The sequence below is a fragment of the Bacillus sp. FSL M7-0791 genome, from assembly GCF_038627085.1.
Classification (GTDB): Bacteria; Bacillota; Bacilli; order Bacillales; family Bacillaceae; genus Bacillus; species Bacillus safensis.
Window position 1 is genome coordinate 1,795,210 of record NZ_CP152022.1, and the last position, 16,726, is coordinate 1,811,935.

At 41.3% G+C, this 16,726-nt stretch carries 15 protein-coding genes and 1 pseudogene; 4 read left to right on the forward strand and 12 right to left on the reverse strand.

The window, feature by feature from the left end:
* Positions 1 to 125: 125 nt before the first annotated feature.
* The 3 genes from MHI08_RS09100 to MHI08_RS09110 form a co-directional block, all read right to left on the reverse strand.
* Positions 126 to 566, reverse strand: a complete 441-nt coding sequence (locus tag MHI08_RS09100) for an SMI1/KNR4 family protein (protein WP_056766693.1) — start codon at positions 564 to 566, stop codon at positions 126 to 128.
* A complete protein-coding gene (locus tag MHI08_RS09105; protein ID WP_342500192.1) occupies positions 566 to 2,239 on the reverse strand; it encodes a T7SS effector LXG polymorphic toxin in 1,674 nt (557 codons plus the stop codon). The genes MHI08_RS09100 and MHI08_RS09105 overlap by 1 nt, the downstream gene beginning before the upstream one ends.
* A gap of 322 nt (positions 2,240 to 2,561) precedes the next feature.
* A complete protein-coding gene (locus tag MHI08_RS09110; RefSeq protein ID WP_051582029.1) occupies positions 2,562 to 2,981 on the reverse strand; it encodes a MarR family transcriptional regulator in 420 nt (139 codons plus the stop codon).
* 170 nt (positions 2,982 to 3,151) lie between these two features.
* Here MHI08_RS09110 and MHI08_RS09115 point away from each other — a divergent pair, with 170 nt between their 5' ends.
* Positions 3,152 to 4,672 carry an MDR family MFS transporter gene (locus tag MHI08_RS09115; RefSeq protein ID WP_056766947.1) on the forward strand — a complete coding sequence of 507 codons (1,521 nt, stop codon included), beginning with the start codon at positions 3,152 to 3,154 and terminating at the stop codon, positions 4,670 to 4,672.
* Between the two features lie 38 nt (positions 4,673 to 4,710).
* Here the strand turns inward: MHI08_RS09115 and MHI08_RS09120 are convergent, their stop codons facing one another.
* The 5 genes from MHI08_RS09120 to MHI08_RS09140 form a co-directional block, all read right to left on the reverse strand.
* Positions 4,711 to 5,580, reverse strand: a complete 870-nt coding sequence (locus tag MHI08_RS09120) for a class II fructose-bisphosphate aldolase (RefSeq protein ID WP_024427782.1) — start codon at positions 5,578 to 5,580, stop codon at positions 4,711 to 4,713.
* Positions 5,581 to 5,582: 2 nt separating this feature from the next.
* Complete coding sequence (locus tag MHI08_RS09125; RefSeq protein WP_056766945.1) at positions 5,583 to 6,041, reverse strand: PTS sugar transporter subunit IIA; 459 nt, start codon at positions 6,039 to 6,041, stop codon at positions 5,583 to 5,585.
* Positions 6,042 to 6,056: 15 nt separating this feature from the next.
* Positions 6,057 to 7,472, reverse strand: coding sequence for a PTS fructose transporter subunit IIBC (locus MHI08_RS09130; protein ID WP_046311327.1), 1,416 nt, complete (start codon positions 7,470 to 7,472; stop codon positions 6,057 to 6,059).
* 13 nt (positions 7,473 to 7,485) lie between these two features.
* On the reverse strand, positions 7,486 to 8,400 hold the full coding sequence (pfkB, locus tag MHI08_RS09135; RefSeq protein WP_024427779.1) for a 1-phosphofructokinase: 915 nt from the start codon (positions 8,398 to 8,400) through the stop codon (positions 7,486 to 7,488).
* A 130-nt stretch (positions 8,401 to 8,530) separates the two neighbouring features.
* Positions 8,531 to 9,307 (reverse strand): MurR/RpiR family transcriptional regulator, encoded by a 777-nt coding sequence (locus MHI08_RS09140; RefSeq protein ID WP_024425669.1) that lies wholly within the window; start codon positions 9,305 to 9,307, stop codon positions 8,531 to 8,533.
* A 159-nt stretch (positions 9,308 to 9,466) separates the two neighbouring features.
* Here MHI08_RS09140 and MHI08_RS09145 point away from each other — a divergent pair, with 159 nt between their 5' ends.
* Positions 9,467 to 10,873, forward strand: a complete 1,407-nt coding sequence (locus MHI08_RS09145) for a phospholipase D family protein (protein WP_056766944.1) — start codon at positions 9,467 to 9,469, stop codon at positions 10,871 to 10,873.
* Between the two features lie 7 nt (positions 10,874 to 10,880).
* Here the strand turns inward: MHI08_RS09145 and MHI08_RS09150 are convergent, their stop codons facing one another.
* The 3 genes and pseudogenes from MHI08_RS09150 to MHI08_RS09160 form a co-directional block, all read right to left on the reverse strand.
* Positions 10,881 to 11,366: a DMT family transporter gene (locus MHI08_RS09150; RefSeq protein ID WP_025093180.1), complete on the reverse strand. Its 486-nt coding sequence runs from the start codon at positions 11,364 to 11,366 to the stop codon at positions 10,881 to 10,883.
* A gap of 21 nt (positions 11,367 to 11,387) precedes the next feature.
* A complete protein-coding gene (locus MHI08_RS09155) occupies positions 11,388 to 12,068 on the reverse strand; it encodes a cyclic nucleotide-binding domain-containing protein (RefSeq protein ID WP_056766942.1) in 681 nt (226 codons plus the stop codon).
* Between the two features lie 13 nt (positions 12,069 to 12,081).
* Positions 12,082 to 12,509, reverse strand: a pseudogene (locus MHI08_RS09160) (DMT family transporter).
* 211 nt (positions 12,510 to 12,720) lie between these two features.
* Here MHI08_RS09160 and MHI08_RS09165 point away from each other — a divergent pair.
* Positions 12,721 to 14,148, forward strand: a complete 1,428-nt coding sequence (locus tag MHI08_RS09165) for an aldehyde dehydrogenase family protein (RefSeq protein ID WP_056766938.1) — start codon at positions 12,721 to 12,723, stop codon at positions 14,146 to 14,148.
* A gap of 71 nt (positions 14,149 to 14,219) precedes the next feature.
* Here MHI08_RS09165 and MHI08_RS09170 read toward each other — a convergent pair whose 3' ends face one another.
* Positions 14,220 to 14,618, reverse strand: coding sequence for a DUF3221 domain-containing protein (locus MHI08_RS09170; RefSeq protein WP_235566750.1), 399 nt, complete (start codon positions 14,616 to 14,618; stop codon positions 14,220 to 14,222).
* Between the two features lie 260 nt (positions 14,619 to 14,878).
* Between MHI08_RS09170 and MHI08_RS09175 the strand changes: the two genes are divergently transcribed.
* Entirely contained in the window at positions 14,879 to 16,699 is a 1,821-nt protein-coding gene (locus MHI08_RS09175) for an assimilatory sulfite reductase (NADPH) flavoprotein subunit (protein ID WP_056766934.1), read from the forward strand.
* Positions 16,700 to 16,726: the final 27 nt, after the last annotated feature.

A 16,726-nucleotide genomic window follows, 5' to 3' on the forward strand; every position in this document is an offset into this window, starting at 1 on the left:
TCATGGTCTTGATTCTCAAACTAGTCATTTTCTTATTAACTCATTCAAATATCAGGGTAGTTTAATATTAATTAAAGTAAAAAACCTTGAAAGGCATTTAGCCAATCAAGGTATGCGTTTTATTTTTAATCAACTAGTAACTCCAAGTAATATTTATCATTTTCTTCTATTTTTCTTAAAAATTCTTCAAGAGAAGTCGCAATTTGAATATCATAATAGTAAACCGGACTGCTATTCTTTTCATTCAATTCAATTGACATTAAAGCTGATTCACTACCTTCAAAAAATATTAGTTTGTTATTTTCAAATTCATCATAGATTTCTATATCAGGATAAAACTCAAAATCATTAACTCTTAATCGAAAATCTCTGACGGAATAAGGATCCATAATACGATTGTTATTAAACTCTGAACCTTTAATAAACCCGTAGCCAACCTCCATATAAAAATTAACTAACTCTTTAGGAAATTTTAAATCAAGTTCCTTCTCAACCTCTTTTATTTCATTTTCGGTTACTGGATAAAAACTATTTTCTTGATTTGCCTTCAAAGATTCGTATCCCATTATTTTTTACCTCCTTTAAATAGTTCGTTTGCTGGTGAACCTTTCCCATGAATACCAGCTTGATGCTCATTTGGGAATTTTGCAGGATGCATATTCCACCATTCATGCTCTCCTCCAAATGTATTCTCAATTATGTGATGAGCATCATACTTATCTCCTTTTTTCCTAATTATTTTACCTGTTTTTTCTGAAATAACATTTTCATTATACTCAGGCCACTTTTGCCCAGTATTTTCTTCCCACTTTTTGATTACTGTATTTTTTACTTTATCAAATTCTGCTCTATGCTTAGCTGTTTCTATTGGTGTCATTTTTTTATATTCTTTATTTCTTAAGGCTTCCTTCAACTTCTCTGTTTGTTTTTTAGGTAACTCTCTACCTGTTCGTCCTTCTATATCTCTAATATATTTTTTTATTGTATCAGAATCTATCTTATTACCCTTAATCCCCATTTTACCATGAAACCCTTTAGCCCCAAACGGCAAAAGCATCCCCAGAGCCGCATTCATACTCGCTTCCTGCTGTTCTTTCGAAATTTTATTTCCAAACATATCTCGGCCTGTGATCGCTTCGCTGAAGCCGTTGGTGGCGGTGAGGCCATATAAACCTTTTTGAGATGTTTTCAGGGCGTCAAAGGATTTTTGTGATGTCTTGTAGATATCGACTGCCCTGACTGCGGCTGATGTGGCTTGGGTCGTTTTATAGACAGCTTTTCCGCCTTTGAAAATGCGGCCTGCCCAGCCGACGATTGGGATGTAGCCTGCGGCTGCCATGCCGCCTGCCGCGACTCGCTGTCCTGCGGTGAGTTCCTCTCCTGTGATTGGATCAACGCCCGTTGCGGCACGTTTTGCATCGTTCACGCCGGTCAGTTCATTCACGATGTTTCCACCATAATCGAGGGCTTTTTCATACCAAGGGCGGTTGGCGAGCGCTTCTTGTTTCTTTGCGATTTCGCGGGCTTCTTCTTGTTCTTTTTTGATTTTCAGATATTCAGAAGTTTGCTTCTCAATATCGCTTTTTGCCTTGTAGATTTCGCTATTTTGATAGGCTTTCTTGTCAAAATTCATAGGCGAAATCGCTTTTCCGTCATTTGTCGCATTCATCATTTCAGCGTACAATGCCATTGTAGCTTGCTGCTCCGTCTCTGACAAAGCATATTCATCTTTTAAATTTTGATCAAGCTCTCTTAGTTCTTTGACCGTCTTTTTTCGTTCATCTTCCGCATCTTCTATTTTTTCATCAAAGGTTTGGCTATCAAATACCTCTAGGGAAATGAGGTCATCAATGTCTTGAAAAATCGTTTTGAGTGCCTTTTTTTGATCCTTTACAATGCTTTTGGCATTCATGATACCCATATGTACTGCGTTGTCTAAAAAGTGTTCTTCTATAAAGGTATCGCCGCCAAAGCTCGTATCATCCAGTGTTCCAGAAACACCTTCATGAAAGGCTTTTTGCTTATCAATGAAGCTGATAAACATGTCTACATTTCCAGCGAGCTCTTTATAAAAGCTTTTAATGTTATCGGCACCTTTCCCAGTGAAGTCGTCACCGAGGTTGGCCACACCTTGTAATGCCTTTTTTAAATCTACCATTTGTTCGCGGAGTTCCTGGTAGTGTTTTGCCCTTGTGTCCATGGCACTTGTTAGTGCTTTTGCATCAAGTATCTTGCCCAGAAGAAGTCACTCCTTCCTATTCATTGACAAGGTCAATTTTACCAATACAAAGTTTGTCATTAAATAGGAATTAAGACACAAAAACAATACTTATTATGTAAATGAACAATGTTTCAATAGAATACTTTAGCTCCACTTTTGTCAGTAATAATTATGATGCGATATTTAGAACAATCTTTTAAATAGAACATTTTTTTGAGCTACTCCATTATAAAAAAGTGTTATAGAGCACTTCCATGGTAAGGAAGATGTCACTAGTCGAGGCAATCCCTACATGAATTAGGAATGCACTTAAAAAAGCACACCCGCATCAGTGTACTTTTTACAATTTAGACTTCAGCAATTGCAGCTCTTGCTCCATAATATCTGCTGCTTCAGTTATAAATTGAATAATTAAATCTAATTCTTCTGGTTTGTATTCATTTGTGAGTTCCTTCGTTGATGTTGATAAGGATCGAAAGAGTTCTTTTACCTGTGATTTCCCCGCTGTTAGAGGAACAATGATGACTCTTCGTTTGTCTTTTGGGTCCTTTTCTCTTTTGGCGTAGCCCGCTTTTTCAAGCCGGTCAATAAGAGCTGTGACCGCACCTGAGCTAAGACCTGTTTTTTCACTTAATTCTCCTGCTGTGAGAGGACCGAGTTCGTTTAATAAATCGGCGGATTTGAGATCTGTTGGAAAAAGGCCGAGCGATTGAGCGGCCGCTTGGTGGAACAAAACGGTTCGTGTGGCGAGGCGCCTCATTGTATGTATGATCTGGGCTGCTCTGTCTTCAGCCTCGTTCTTTATTGACAACTTGTTCTCCTCCCTTTAAAATCAATTTATCTTGATCATCAAGATAAATGTTCTCTTACTTTATGGTTAAGTTGATCATAGCAAAAATAATGAGAGAACGTAAGCAGGAGGTAAATGAAATGAATCATGTGGATAAAGGCAAGGCATCCACTCGCTTTGTTGTCATCGGTTTGCTGTTAGGGATTTTTATGGCAGCGATGGACAATACCATTGTTGCAACAGCAATGGGAAGCATCGTAGCAGATTTAGGCAGTTTTGATAAATTTGCTTGGGTGACGGCTTCTTATATGGTGGCAGTGATGGCGGGAATGCCTATTTACGGAAAGCTTTCTGATATGTATGGTCGAAAGCGTTTTTTTCTGTTTGGACTTATTTTCTTTTTAATTGGATCAGCGCTGTGCGGTATAGCACAAACGATGGATCAGCTCATTATTTACCGAGCCATTCAAGGGCTTGGGGGCGGTGCACTTCTTCCGATCGCATTTACGATTATCTTCGACATCTTCCCGCCTGAAAAGCGCGGGAAAATGTCTGGTATGTTTGGAGCAGTCTTTGGTTTATCAAGTGTACTCGGACCGCTTTTAGGTGCTATTATTACGGATTCGATCGGCTGGCATTGGGTTTTCTATATTAATGTGCCAATTGGTATTGTCAGTGTCTTCTTGATCGCCAGATACTATCAGGAATCGCTTGAACATCGTAAGCAGAAAATCGACTGGTCAGGTGCTATTACACTTGTCGTTGCGGTTGTCAGCTTAATGTTCGCGCTTGAGCTTGGCGGTAAATCTTATGCTTGGGATTCGGTGCAAATCCTCACACTTTTTGCTGTGTTTCTTGTGTTCGGTACGATCTTCTTTATTGTTGAGCGTAAGGCTGAGGAGCCGATTATCTCATTTTGGATGTTTAAAAATCGATTATTTGCAACATCTCAAATTTTGGCGTTTTTATATGGCGGGACATTTATTATTCTTGCTGTCTTTATTCCTATTTTCGTGCAGGCTGTGTACGGTGAATCTGCGACAAGTGCAGGGTTCATTTTAACACCGATGATGATTGGATCAGTCATTGGCAGTATGATTGGCGGAACGATGCAGACGAAAGTGCCTTTCAGACGTCTTATGACTATTTCTGTCATTTCATTTTTCGCTGGGATGCTGCTGCTTGCCAATATGTCACCAGATACAGCAAGACTGTGGCTCACACTCTTTATGATGATATCAGGCTTTGGCGTCGGGTTCAGCTTCTCCCTTCTGCCGTCAGCTTCAATGAATGATCTTGAGCCGCGTTACCGAGGCAGTGCAAACTCGACCAATTCATTTATGAGATCACTTGGAATGACGCTCGGTGTAACAATTTTCGGAACGATTCAAACCAATGTGCTGACAAATCGTTTAGCTGATGCCTTTAGCGGAATGAAAGGAGCCCCTTCTCAAATAAGCGATCCACAGGCTATTTTCCAAGAAGGTGCCCGCTCACAAATTCCGACTGATATTTTAAATAAAGTCATCGATGCGATGTCACAAAGTATTACGTACGTATTTTTGCTTGCATTATTCCCGATTGCACTTGCGGCGATTACGGTCGTATTTATGGGAAATGCACGGGTACGCACATCTAATGAAATGAAGGAAAACGAATAATGTGAAAAAGCAGAGCGATAGCGGCTCTGCTTTTTTTCTTATTGATATAACGGATGGGCTTTGCCCTCACTGCCAACGATTCGTATTTTCGATTGGACCATGTCTTTTGCTGCTTGTTTTGCTTTTTGTAAATACATACGCGGATCTAAGCTTTCAGGTTCGTTTGAGAAATGATCACGTATCGCTTCGGAATATGCATTTTTCAGTTCAGTTGAGACATTCACCTTTGCCATACCAAGTGCAACGCATCGCTTGACGTCCTCATCTGGTACAGCGGAACCACCGTGCAGGACAAGTGGTACATCGACCAGCGCTGCAATTTGTTCAATGCGGTCAAAGTCAATATCCGGCACCCCTTTATAAATGCCATGGGCAGTACCAATCGCAGGCGCTAAAGTAGGCACCCCAGTTTCTTCTACAAATTGGCGGCATTCTGATGGAACGGCTTTTTCAGCATCCTTTTCATCGACGACGATATCATCTTCTACACCGCCTACCTTGCCTAGCTCTGCTTCGACATTTACACCGACTTTTAAGGCAAGATCCACGACTTCTTTTGTGCGGCGTACATTTTCTTCATATGAGTGCATAGATGCATCGATCATAACGGATGTATATCCAGCCCTGATACAGGTGAGAATCACATCAAAGTCTGTGCAGTGATCCAGGTGAAGACCGATTGGGATTTGATATTGATCAGCCGCCGCCTTCACTGTATCTGCAATTGCTTTTGCTCCAAGAGATTGAACCGTTCCAACCGTTGTTTGCAAAATCACAGGTGACTTTAATTCTGCAGCAGTTTCGAGCACCCAATAGATACTGTCAAAGGAGTGTACATTGAATGCCACAATTCCGTATTTTTCTTTTTTCGCAGCCTCAAGCATTGGTGTTGTTGAAAGTAAAGGCATGATCAAACATCCTCTCTAGTTAAAATATCCGTTTCTAATACAGCAAGCATGTCTTCATTTGTTCTTGTTTCCAGCAGTTTTTGACGTTTCGTTTCATCCATTAAGCCTCGTGAAAGGGCTGAAAGAGCTTTTAAATGAGTCGTCCCTGTTTCACTTTTAGGGATCAGTAAGGATAAGAAGAAAAAGCAAGGCTTCCCATCAAAAGCGTCCCATTCAATACCTGTTTCCGTGCGGACGATTACAAGTGCTGGTTTCGTGATGGCTTCTGTTTGAGTATGCGGAATGGCAAATCCATCTTGAAATCCGGTTGTACTCAGTGCTTCCCTTTCCGCTAACCCTTTTTTGACATCCTCTGGTGAAGTGCAAATACCTGCTTTGTAGGCAATGTCAGCAATGGCTGCGAACACGCCAGCCTGTGAAGAAGCTGTTTCGTGAAGATTCATATAGATATGTTCCATCATTTCTCCTCCTCCGTTTTAAACTGCGGGGTTGTCTATTTTTTTACGGTAAAGTCCGTAGAGAATCGCACCTACGAGTGAGCCGATTAGTATGGAAAGCACCCATTGGAATGCACCTGTGACGACCGGAAGAACAAGGAATCCACCATGCGGAGCTGGAACCTGTACGCCAAACAAATATGTCAATATAGCAGAGATGGCAGAGCCAAACATGATAATTGGCAGGACAACGACCGGGTTTTTGGCCGCAAATGGGATGGCTCCTTCTGTAATATGTGTCGCTCCTAGAATATAGTTGATTGCCCCTGCATTTCGTTCTTGTGGCGTGAAATGTTTTCGGAAAATCGTTGTGGCAATCGCAATGATAAGCGGCGGTGTGATACATGCTGCTGACACACCTGCCATGAAGTAAAGGTTACCTTCTGCAAGTAAAGCCGTTCCTGTGACATAGGCTGCTTTGTTAAAAGGTCCTCCCATATCAAATCCACACATCGCTCCAACAATTAAACCTAAAAGCAGTGGATTCGTGGATTGTACAGATGAGAGAAAATCCATTAGGGAATTATTTAGCCCTGTGATTGGGACTAACAACGGGGTCATGACAGCCCCAATTAAGAAAATACCGATGACAGGATAGATGAAGATTGATTTTAATCCATCAAGTGATGCTGGTAATTTTTGAAGCAAGAATTGAAGCAGTAAAATGATATATCCTGCTGCAAAACCTGCGATAATACCGCCTAAGAATCCAGCACCTCCATCATTTGCAAGGAGACCCCCTATAAATCCGACGACCATCCCCGGGCGTCTAGCGATCGAATCAGCGATAAATGCTGCTAAAATTGGTACCATTAAGCTGAAGCCAAGTCCGCCAATGCTTTTCAAATAGGCAGCAAATGGATGATACGTTTCGTGCTTAGGATCAGCAGAGTAGATACCAAATAAGAAAGAAAGGGCAATTAAGACACCGCCTCCAACAACAAATGGGAGCATGTGTGATACACCGTTCATTAAGTGCTTATAGATCGTGTGTATCCATTTATTTGCCGACTTTTGTTGAGCTGATGTAGGAGCAGATGTTTTTTCTGTTCCAGAAGCTCTTCCTTTCACTTGATGAACGGGGGCATCTCCATTGATAATGCCTTGGATCAGTTCATTTGGCGTGCGGATACCCTTCGCTACAGGCACTTCAATCAGTGGTTTGCCGTGAAAACGATCTGTATGCACATCTTTATCGGCTGCCACGATGACCCCATCTGCTTCCATAATGTCTTGATCAGTTAAAGCGTTTTCAATTCCTACTTGACCATGCGTTTCGACTTTAATGTCGACCCCTAGCTGCTCAGCAGCGATTTTTAAAGCTTCAGCTGCCATAAATGTGTGTGCAATACCTGTTGGACAGCCGGTTGCAGCGACAATTTTTTTACGGCTCATGTGTAATTCCCCCTTATATCTTCTGAATGTGTACTTGCTCAATCAATGAATCAATATCATGTAAATCACTTAAGCCTTTTGAAAACGCAGTGGATGCTCCCGTTGCAATGCCGTAGCGTAAGCATTCTTCAGGCGAATGTCCTTCAAGATGTTTACTAAGAAAAGCTGCGAGCATTGCATCTCCAGAACAAGCTGTGTTTACGACAGTGCCTGTTGGTGCGTTTCCTTTAAACACTGCGTCCTTCGTAATGAATAAAGCCCCTTCTCCCCCGCGGGAAATAAGCACTTGCTCTGCACCCATCTCAATGAGTTTCTCTCCTGATTGAATGAGTTCTTTTTCTGACAAAGGATGTGTTTTACCGAAAAAAGCAGCAATTTCTTCTTCATTCGGTTTTAGTAAATACGGCTTGTATTGAAGCGTCTCAAGAACTGCTGCTGAGCTTGTGTCTAAAATGAACTTGACCTTCTGTTGATGACAAATAGCTGCTACTTCTGAAAAAATGCTGGCAGGAACGCCTTTTGGCAGACTGCCTGACATGATGAGGATGCCTCCCTGCGGGATAGCCGCAATTTTCTCACGAAAGGCGTGAAGCGCTTTTTCTTCAATCGCTGGGCCTTGATTCACGAGCTTGTATTCTTCTGTCGTATTAATAAAAACATTAATGCGTGTGATGCCTTCAACCGAGATAAAATCGGTTTGAATGGAGAGATCCTTTAAAGATTGTTCAATATAAGAGCCTGAAAACCCAGCAATAAATCCTAGTGCAGTGCTGGTGAAGCCATATTTCTTTAGCATAATTGACACGTTCACGCCTTTTCCATTCGGCTGATAATCTTCATCTTCTGTGCGATTGACTGCATTTGCCCGCATTTCTTTTAATGCAATATATAGGTCAATAGCAGGATTTAAGGTGCAGGTATAAATCAATTGGTTTCACCTTCTTTCTTTTCTCTAAAGAAAGTATCTCATACGATTCAGTGAAAATGTTTTCAGAATGTGTAAAGGTTTTCATGAGAAAAAGCCTTCCAGATCAAAGTCTCGAAGGCTTTCTTATTGGTTATTTCATTCGGATCACATAGGCGTCAAGTAAAATGCGGGCAATGACATGAAGAGACAGGCGGGATCTGACTTCATAATCTGGGAAGAAAGATTGTTCCCCTTTATATCCGACTAGTGTCATATCTGATATTTTGCTTAATGTAGAATCTATTCTTGTCGTCACCGTAATGGTTGTGACTTGCTTCATACTGAGGTTTTGACACGCTTCAACAAGCTCAGCTGTTTCGCCATTTAATGAAACAAAGATGGCAAGCTCACTTTTTTCAATGTCTCGCGATTTCAGCCGAATGATATTTGGATCGTCGTGTACTTCACATGTTTTCCCGATGAGCTGTAATTTGATGGTCATCTCTTTGGCAATCATCTCTGAGAAGCCTCTGCCGAAAATATAAATTTTGTCTGCATTATGTATTTTTTGAACGGCATCTTCAATTTGTCCAATACTTTGCAGCTGTATCGTTTTTAAAACCTCTTCTTCATTTTTCCGAATTGCTAGTTTGATGTCTTCATCAATATTTTTGAGCTGGTCGCTTGCATCTGTCATTTTCTTTTCTTGTTTCAATCGATATTTAAAGGATGTATAGCCGTTATAGCCAATTTTTTTCATCAGTCTGACAATCGTGGCCGTTGATACATTGGCTCTTTCGCTTAAAGTGACAATGGATAAGGTGGAGATATCCTCTAAATGCTGGTGAATATAATTGAGTAAATATCGTTCTGTTTCACTTAACGTTTGATATACATCACTTGGGATGTTAAATAATGATTCATTCAAATCGATTCCCCCTTATTCATTTCATACTATAATTAAATGCCCAATAAAAACAAGATGATTCTTTTGTCATGTATTTAGATGAAAGGCGAAAATGAGTGAAATTTTATTTTTGACATAAACTAAAGAAAAGTTGTGTCTATGTGAAAGGAGCTGATCTGTATGCTTCATCTTTTGTTTTATCTGATCCTTCTCTATGTCGTTTATGTCTTTTTGACCGCATTTGTTTTGTTTTATTTACCGATCCAAAAAACATGCAAAGAACATTGTATCTATAAAGCTTCTTCGATCTCAGGAGACGATCAGGGCACAAATCAAGTGATGCTTCTTGACGATGGATTTGTGTCCGGTCAGGCCAGAATCCAAATGATTCGTGAGGCAAAGAGGATGATCCGCCTTAGTTATTATTCCATCCAAAAGGGGAAAACAGCCGAATGGGTACTAGGTGCTTTAATTGAAGCTGCTGATCGAGGGGTGAAAGTTCAGCTGCTTTTAGACGGCATCTGCCACAGTTTGCGTGGACCGCTAAAAGATTTACGATATGCCGTGGCAAATCACCCGAACATGGCCATTCGTTTTTATGAGCCTTTTCGGTTATTTAAGCCATGGACGTGGCATAACCGCCTTCATGATAAGCTGCTGCTGGCAGATGGCCGAGTGGCTGTGATGGGCGGAAGAAATATCGGTGATAAATACTTTGCAGATCAGCCCCCGAAAGATTTTGCATTTGACCGCGATGTGCTGCTTTATAACGACAAAAAAGGAAAAGTATTAGATGAAATGGAGCAATACTTCGTTTATTTATGGAATCATGACTTTACGAAAAGAACAAAAGCAGTGTTCTCTAAACAAAAAGCAAAGAAAGGCTTAAAACTAAGAAAGAAACTGCTTAGATCCTATCAGGAGGCAGTGCATGCGAAAGAACCTTTTGTGATGTCGTCCTTTAATTGGGCAGCAGATGGCACCTCAGTAAAGCAGATTGCATTTTTTACAAATCCTGTGGAGCGCTTCAATAAGCGTCCTCTTGTGCTCAAAAAACTAAACGATCTAGCTCACCGGGCAAAGCGTTCTGTGCTCATACAGACGCCTTATGTCATCCCGACACGACCCATGAAAGACGGCCTCACTCCCTTAGCCAGCGGGATTCAAACGACAGTTGTCACGAATTCTCTCACAGCGACGCCAAATCCGTTAGCTTTTGCAGGTTACTTAAGCACGAAAAAGGAACTGATGAAAACAGGCGTTCATTTGTACGAATATGAAGGTCCGTATTCCATTCATGCGAAATCAATGGTCATTGATGATTATTTAAGTATTATTGGCACATATAATTTAGATGCGAGGTCTAGTTTTTTAAATACAGAGTCAATTTTGGTCATTGATAGTGCCCCTTTTGCGCTATCACTTACTCAGGCAATAGAACGTAAAATTGCCTATAGTATACTTGTCGCGAAGGACAAAGCAGCCTATAAAGCGGAGTCCTATGGGCAGAAAAAAAAGCCTTTGATGAAAAGGCTCCTTTTAAATGGTTTATCCGCGATAACTGTTCTATGGCGGCGGTTAATCTAAAGGGCGGCTACTCTTGTGGCAGCCCTTTTTCTTCTGATTGATCCTCTTCTGCTGACTCCAATTTGGTCAATTTAAACACCAGAATCCCCGCAACAATCACAATGACACCTAATAGTTTTGCGGGAGAAAATTCTACTTTCTCTAACCCAAGCCAGCCGAGCGAATCGAACAAAAGCGCGGAGCCGAGCTGTGAAATCAGGACAATCGAGATTCCATAAGTCGGACCGAGACGTTTGATGCTTTGAACGAGGCAGATGACCACCCCTACTCCAATGGCTCCGCTAATCCAGTACCACGCTTCCATATGTCTTAATTGAAACATGCCGGTTCCTTCTAGCAAAAGACCCATCAAAAGTGAAGCAATAAAGCCCATACCTAGAACGAGAGTGGTCGTTGACCAAGAGCCTGTCTGCTCATTGACCTTACTGTTAAAAATGGTTTGTAAGCTGACGAGTGCGCCAGCCGTGATGGCTAATCCTATTCCTATGATCATGTCTGAATCCCTTCATTTCTTCTATTCATAAATGTTTCGCTCCGCTATTTCTAAGAGTCCTTCCCGGTCAAGAATCGTAATCTTCCCTCTTCGCCTCTCTATCAGCCCTTTTTCACAAAATTGCTGAATCACCCGGTTAATATGACGGTAGCTTGTACCAATTAAGCTCGCCGCATCAGTAAGACGCAGTGCGCTCGCGCTGTTATCCCCTGTTAACACAGACAATAAGTAGCTTGCGAGTCTGACCTCTACAGGGTATAAAAGGTGGAAGCTCAAATCGTTTGATTTCGTATAAAATTTGTTTGTGATGCCCTTTAGTAAAAAGGTTAACACGCGGGAGTCATCCTTCGCATGGCGCATGAGCGCTTGATGAGAAATCCTTAGCATATGTACTTCTGTGACAGCCTCCACTGTATTGACCATATCAGTCTGCTGAACGTATTCAATATCTCCAATCGCTTCAAGAGGATGTTTAAAACAAAGAATGAAGGTCTTTCCTTCTTTTGTGGTGGTGAAAATCTTTAATTTTCCTTTTACTAACAAGTACAAGTGCTCCCTCTGATCTCCCTTTGAACAAATCAGCTCACCTTGCTTATAGCGCCATAAGCTGACGTGTGATATGAGTTTCTGATGAAAGACGTTTTCTAATTCATGTGCCTTGAGATAAGAGGAAAATAGAGATTCATCATGAAGCTCCTCCATCTGACGCCCTCCTTTATAGCTTTAAAATGATTACGCCTGCGATCATCAATAGAATTCCTGCATAATGCTGCCATTTCATTTTCTTCTTCTGTACACCAAACCATCCTTTTGCATCGATTGCAAAGGTGAAAGCAAGAGCTGAGCAATGAGTAAAGCAGCGATGGTCAGTGTGACACCGATCATTTGAATCGCAGTCACTTCATTGAAAATAATAATGGCTGCAAATGCACCGCCTACTAAATAAAGCGGCTGCACCTTTCGATATTCTCGAAAGTGTCCGTCACGTACGATCAGTAAAATGATCAGTGCGATCATAAAGCCGGTCAGCTGCGTGATGGTTGCCGCCTGCCATGTGCCGATATCCTGGCTGATTCTTGCGTTTGCGACGCCTTGCAGTGTAATACAAGCGCCTCCTAATAAAGCGAAAATAACACCTTTCATTCGTTCAAATGCTCCTTCTTTTTCAGTCTAGTTCCATTAAAAGATAGATGCCCTCATGTTGAAAAGGACATATGTCCCACTTTGCGTATTATATCAGAAACTTTTTCTTTTACAGTTGCATCGTTTTAGATTTTTCACAGTGGGTACAGTTTTATATCACCTGAAAACAGAATATTGAATGGAATCACATATAAAAAGGAGACATGTCAGAATGAGAAATCAAGAGAAACATTTTATTAACGGAGAATGGATCGCATCAACAGGAAACGAAACGACGGAAGTCATCAATCCTGCTACAGAGGAAGTCATTGGCACCATTAGTTTAGGAACAAAAGAAGATTTAGATAAGGCAGTCAAAGCTGCTCGTGACGCCTTTCCTTCTTTCTCAAAAACATCTCGAAATGAACGCGTAAAGATGCTGGAAAACATTGTGCGCGGCTACGAAAAGCGTAAGGATGAACTAATTGAAGTCATGACACAAGAGCTCGGTGCACCGCTGAAAGTATCGGAAGAGGTTCATTACAAAATGGGACATGAACATTTTTCTAAAGCAGCGGAAGCACTTAAATCGTATACATTTACTGAGGACCGCGGCGGACATACCATTATAAAAGAAGCAATTGGTGTCAGCGGATTGATTACACCTTGGAATTTCCCAACAAATCAAACATCACTTAAAATCGCGGGTGCCATTGCAGCAGGCTCACCAGTTGTCTTAAAGCCTGCGGAAATTACACCTTTTGCCGCAATGATTCTTGCAGACATCATTGATGAAGCTGGCGTACCGAAAGGCGTCTTCAACCTAGTTAACGGAACTGGTGATGTCATTGGTGACGGCATTAGCTCACACCCTGATATTGACTTTGTTTCATTTACAGGATCAGGCGCTGTCGGCTCTAAAATAATGGAAAATGCTGCAGACAATATTAAGAAAGTGGCTCTTGAGCTCGGCGGGAAATCCCCTCTTATCGTCTTAGATGATGCAGATGTGGATGAGGCAGCCGAAACAGCCGTTCATCATATTGCGATGAATACAGGTCAAGTGTGTTCCGCAGCTACACGTGTGCTGATTCCTGAATCAATGAAAGACGCATTTGAAAAAGCGCTGCTGAATGCTCTGCCGAAGTTTACAGTTGGTGATCCTCGAGAAGATCACGCCACTGGTCCGCTTGTCTCCAAAAAGCAATGGGATACCGTGCAGTCTTATATTGAAAAAGGAATTGAAGAAGGTGCTCACCTGCTTGCTGGGGGAACTGGTAATCCGGACGGACTAGGCAAAGGATATTTCGCCAAGCATACTATTTTCACAAATGTGAAAAATGATATGACCATTGCGCAAGAGGAAATATTCGGACCCGTCATGAGTGTGATCACATATCAAGACTTGGATCATGCCCTTGAGATTGCCAATGATACAGTGTACGGTCTTGCTGGCTATGTGGTTGGAAAAGATGAAAAAACATTAAAATATGTAGCTGAACATATTCGTGCCGGTCAAATTACCATTAACAACGCCGAAACAGATTACTTTGCCCCATTTGGCGGCTTTAAGCAATCTGGTATCGGAAGAGAATGGGGAGACTTCGGTATCGAGGAATATTTAGAAGTGAAAGCTGTGATGGGACTTCCAACAGCATAATTTGAAAAAGGAGAAAAACTCTAAGGTTTTTCTCCTTTTTTCATGATAGAAAGAATCTGCCCCCTGCTCCCCTACTTATCCATGATGATTTTATATTTTTCGACCTTTGCTTTAGGAGGAAACGATTCTTGTAACTCATCAAACCAAACCTCAATCGTTTGACCCTGTGACAGCTCTTTAGAGTCTACTTTTGTTAAATCCATAACGATGAGATCATTTTTATACTTTTCAATAAGAAGATGAGTTTTCAATGAATCATCGCTTTTTAATGGCGTTTTATTGTTTATAAGAAGTAAATTCGTCTCCCCTTTTCTTAGCAGGATGCCTTTTTTTGAAAAAGATGCTGTTGTTTTATTCTGATTGTATGAATCTTTTATATTGTCCTTTGGAGAATTGCACGCTACTAATAAAATGAGAAAAATCAAGGCGACAAGCCGAAAACATTTTATATTTTTAAACTTTATCTGCATCAACTTTCATACACCCCTTTTCAATCCCTTACGATCGTCTCTTCATTCAAAACGGCCCATTTTTCTAAAGGTGCTTTATACAGTTAAGCGATTCACCTTCAAGTTCTGTCACCTTGCAAAGGTATTAGAAATCTTAATCATGACAATCAATATTATATATTTTACTTAATGGCAAACTTTCGGTAAAGTTCAAATTGAACCTATATATATAATTCCTATCGAATTAATCTATGTTTATATTCCTTGTGAGGTGGATATCGTTGCAACTTCATGTATTGAACAGTCCGTTTAGTCAGGAGCAGGCAGAACTGCTTAATCAGCTGCTTCCGACTTTAACAGATCAGCAAAAAATTTGGCTTACCGGTTATTTATCAGCACAGGCAGCTTTAGCCGGATCAGAAAATACTGCCCTAGCCCCTTCTCCTTCTGCCGCAGCACCAGCGCAGCCTGTCAGCAAAGATGTGACCGTCCTTTATGGCTCACAAACAGGCAATTCTGAAGGGTTAGCAAAAAAGACAGCTCAGCATCTTGAAGAGAAAGGTTTTCAAGTGACGCTCTCTTCTATGTCAGATTTTAAACCAAATAGTCTGAAAAAAATAAACAATTTACTGATTATCGTCAGCACACATGGCGAGGGAGATCCGCCTGATAATGCCCTTTCTTTCCATGAATATGTTCACGGCAGACGTGCACCAAAGCTCGATCATTTAAGCTTTTCTGTCCTATCACTTGGTGACAGCTCTTACGAATTCTTCTGTCAAACAGGTAAAGAATTTGATGAGCGCTTAAAAGAGCTTGGCGGAACGCGTCTTTTCGATCGAGTGGACTGTGATCTTGATTATGATGAGCCGTTTTCTGAATGGCTTCAAGGGGTGGCATCATCACTTAGCGAAGGCGGAGCTGCAGCAGCCCCGCAGGAATCAGCGGGAGCAAACACTCAAACAGCTGCATCTGAATACTCAAGAACAAATCCCTTTTATGCTGAAGTGCTTGAAAATATCAATCTAAATGGCCGCGGTTCTAACAAAGAAACCCGTCATTTGGAGCTTTCTCTTGAAGGATCAGGACTTGTTTATGAGCCGGGTGACAGCCTTGGTATTTATCCAACAAATGATCCTGCGCTTGTTGATGAACTGATCACAACATGTGGATGGAATGCAGAGGAAGCCGTAATCGTTCATAAAAACGGCGACACGCTTCCTTTAAAAGAAGCACTTACCTCTCATTTTGAGATTACCGTATTGACAAAACCTCTTCTTCAAAAGATGGCGTCCTTTACAAAAAGCGAAGCCTTGCAGGCCCTTTTAGAAGAAGGAAACGAAGAAAAGTTAAAAGCATATATAGCAGGAAGAGATTTAGTAGATGCTGCTCGTGATTTCGGTCCTTTTGAAGGAACAGCGGCAGACTTCACTGCCATTTTAAGAAAAATTCCGGCTCGCCTTTATTCCATTGCAAGCAGCCTGAAAGCAAATGAAGAGGAAGTTCATTTGACGATCGGTGCTGTGAGATATGATGCTCACGGAAGAGAACGTCAAGGTGTCTGCTCAATCTTATGTGCGGAGCGCTTAGAGCCAGGTGATAAGCTGCCTGTTTATATCCAGCACAATCAAAACTTTAAGCTTCCTGAAAACCCTGAAGCACCGATCATTATGGTAGGACCAGGCACAGGCATTGCCCCTTTCCGTTCCTTTATGCAGGAGCGCGAGGAAGTCGGTGCAGACGGAAAGTCATGGTTGTTCTTCGGTGATCAGCACTTTGTGACGGATTTCTTATATCAAACCGAATGGCAAAAGTGGTTAAAAGATGGTGTGTTAACGAAAATGGATGTGGCTTTTTCAAGAGATTCAGAGGAAAAAGTATATGTCCAGCACCAAATGAAGAAACAAAGTAAAGAATTATTCGAATGGCTGGAGCAAGGTGCCTATGTATATGTCTGCGGAGATGAAAAACATATGGCGCATGATGTTCATAATACCCTTCTATCAATCATCCAAGAAGAAGGTGCGATGAGCAAAGAGAAAGCAGAAAGCTATCTAGCCAACTTGCAGCAGCAAAAACGCTATCAGCGTGACGTATATTGATTGAATGCTTGAAAGAAAGGAGCTTTT

Coding starts and splice junctions, on each gene's coding strand:
- MHI08_RS09100 (WP_056766693.1), bottom strand. CDS start 566: ATGGGATACGAATCTTTGAAGGCAAATCAAGAAAATAGTTTTTATCCA.
- MHI08_RS09110 (WP_051582029.1), bottom strand. CDS start 2,981: ATGAGGCGCCTCGCCACACGAACCGTTTTGTTCCACCAAGCGGCCGCT.
- MHI08_RS09115 (WP_056766947.1), top strand. CDS start 3,152: ATGAATCATGTGGATAAAGGCAAGGCATCCACTCGCTTTGTTGTCATC.
- MHI08_RS09120 (WP_024427782.1), bottom strand. CDS start 5,580: ATGCCTTTACTTTCAACAACACCAATGCTTGAGGCTGCGAAAAAAGAA.
- MHI08_RS09125 (WP_056766945.1), bottom strand. CDS start 6,041: ATGATGGAACATATCTATATGAATCTTCACGAAACAGCTTCTTCACAG.
- MHI08_RS09130 (WP_046311327.1), bottom strand. CDS start 7,472: ATGAGCCGTAAAAAAATTGTCGCTGCAACCGGCTGTCCAACAGGTATT.
- MHI08_RS09145 (WP_056766944.1), top strand. CDS start 9,467: ATGCTTCATCTTTTGTTTTATCTGATCCTTCTCTATGTCGTTTATGTC.
- MHI08_RS09150 (WP_025093180.1), bottom strand. CDS start 11,366: ATGATCATAGGAATAGGATTAGCCATCACGGCTGGCGCACTCGTCAGC.
- MHI08_RS09155 (WP_056766942.1), bottom strand. CDS start 12,068: ATGGAGGAGCTTCATGATGAATCTCTATTTTCCTCTTATCTCAAGGCA.
- MHI08_RS09165 (WP_056766938.1), top strand. CDS start 12,721: ATGAGAAATCAAGAGAAACATTTTATTAACGGAGAATGGATCGCATCA.
- MHI08_RS09170 (WP_235566750.1), bottom strand. CDS start 14,618: ATGCAGATAAAGTTTAAAAATATAAAATGTTTTCGGCTTGTCGCCTTG.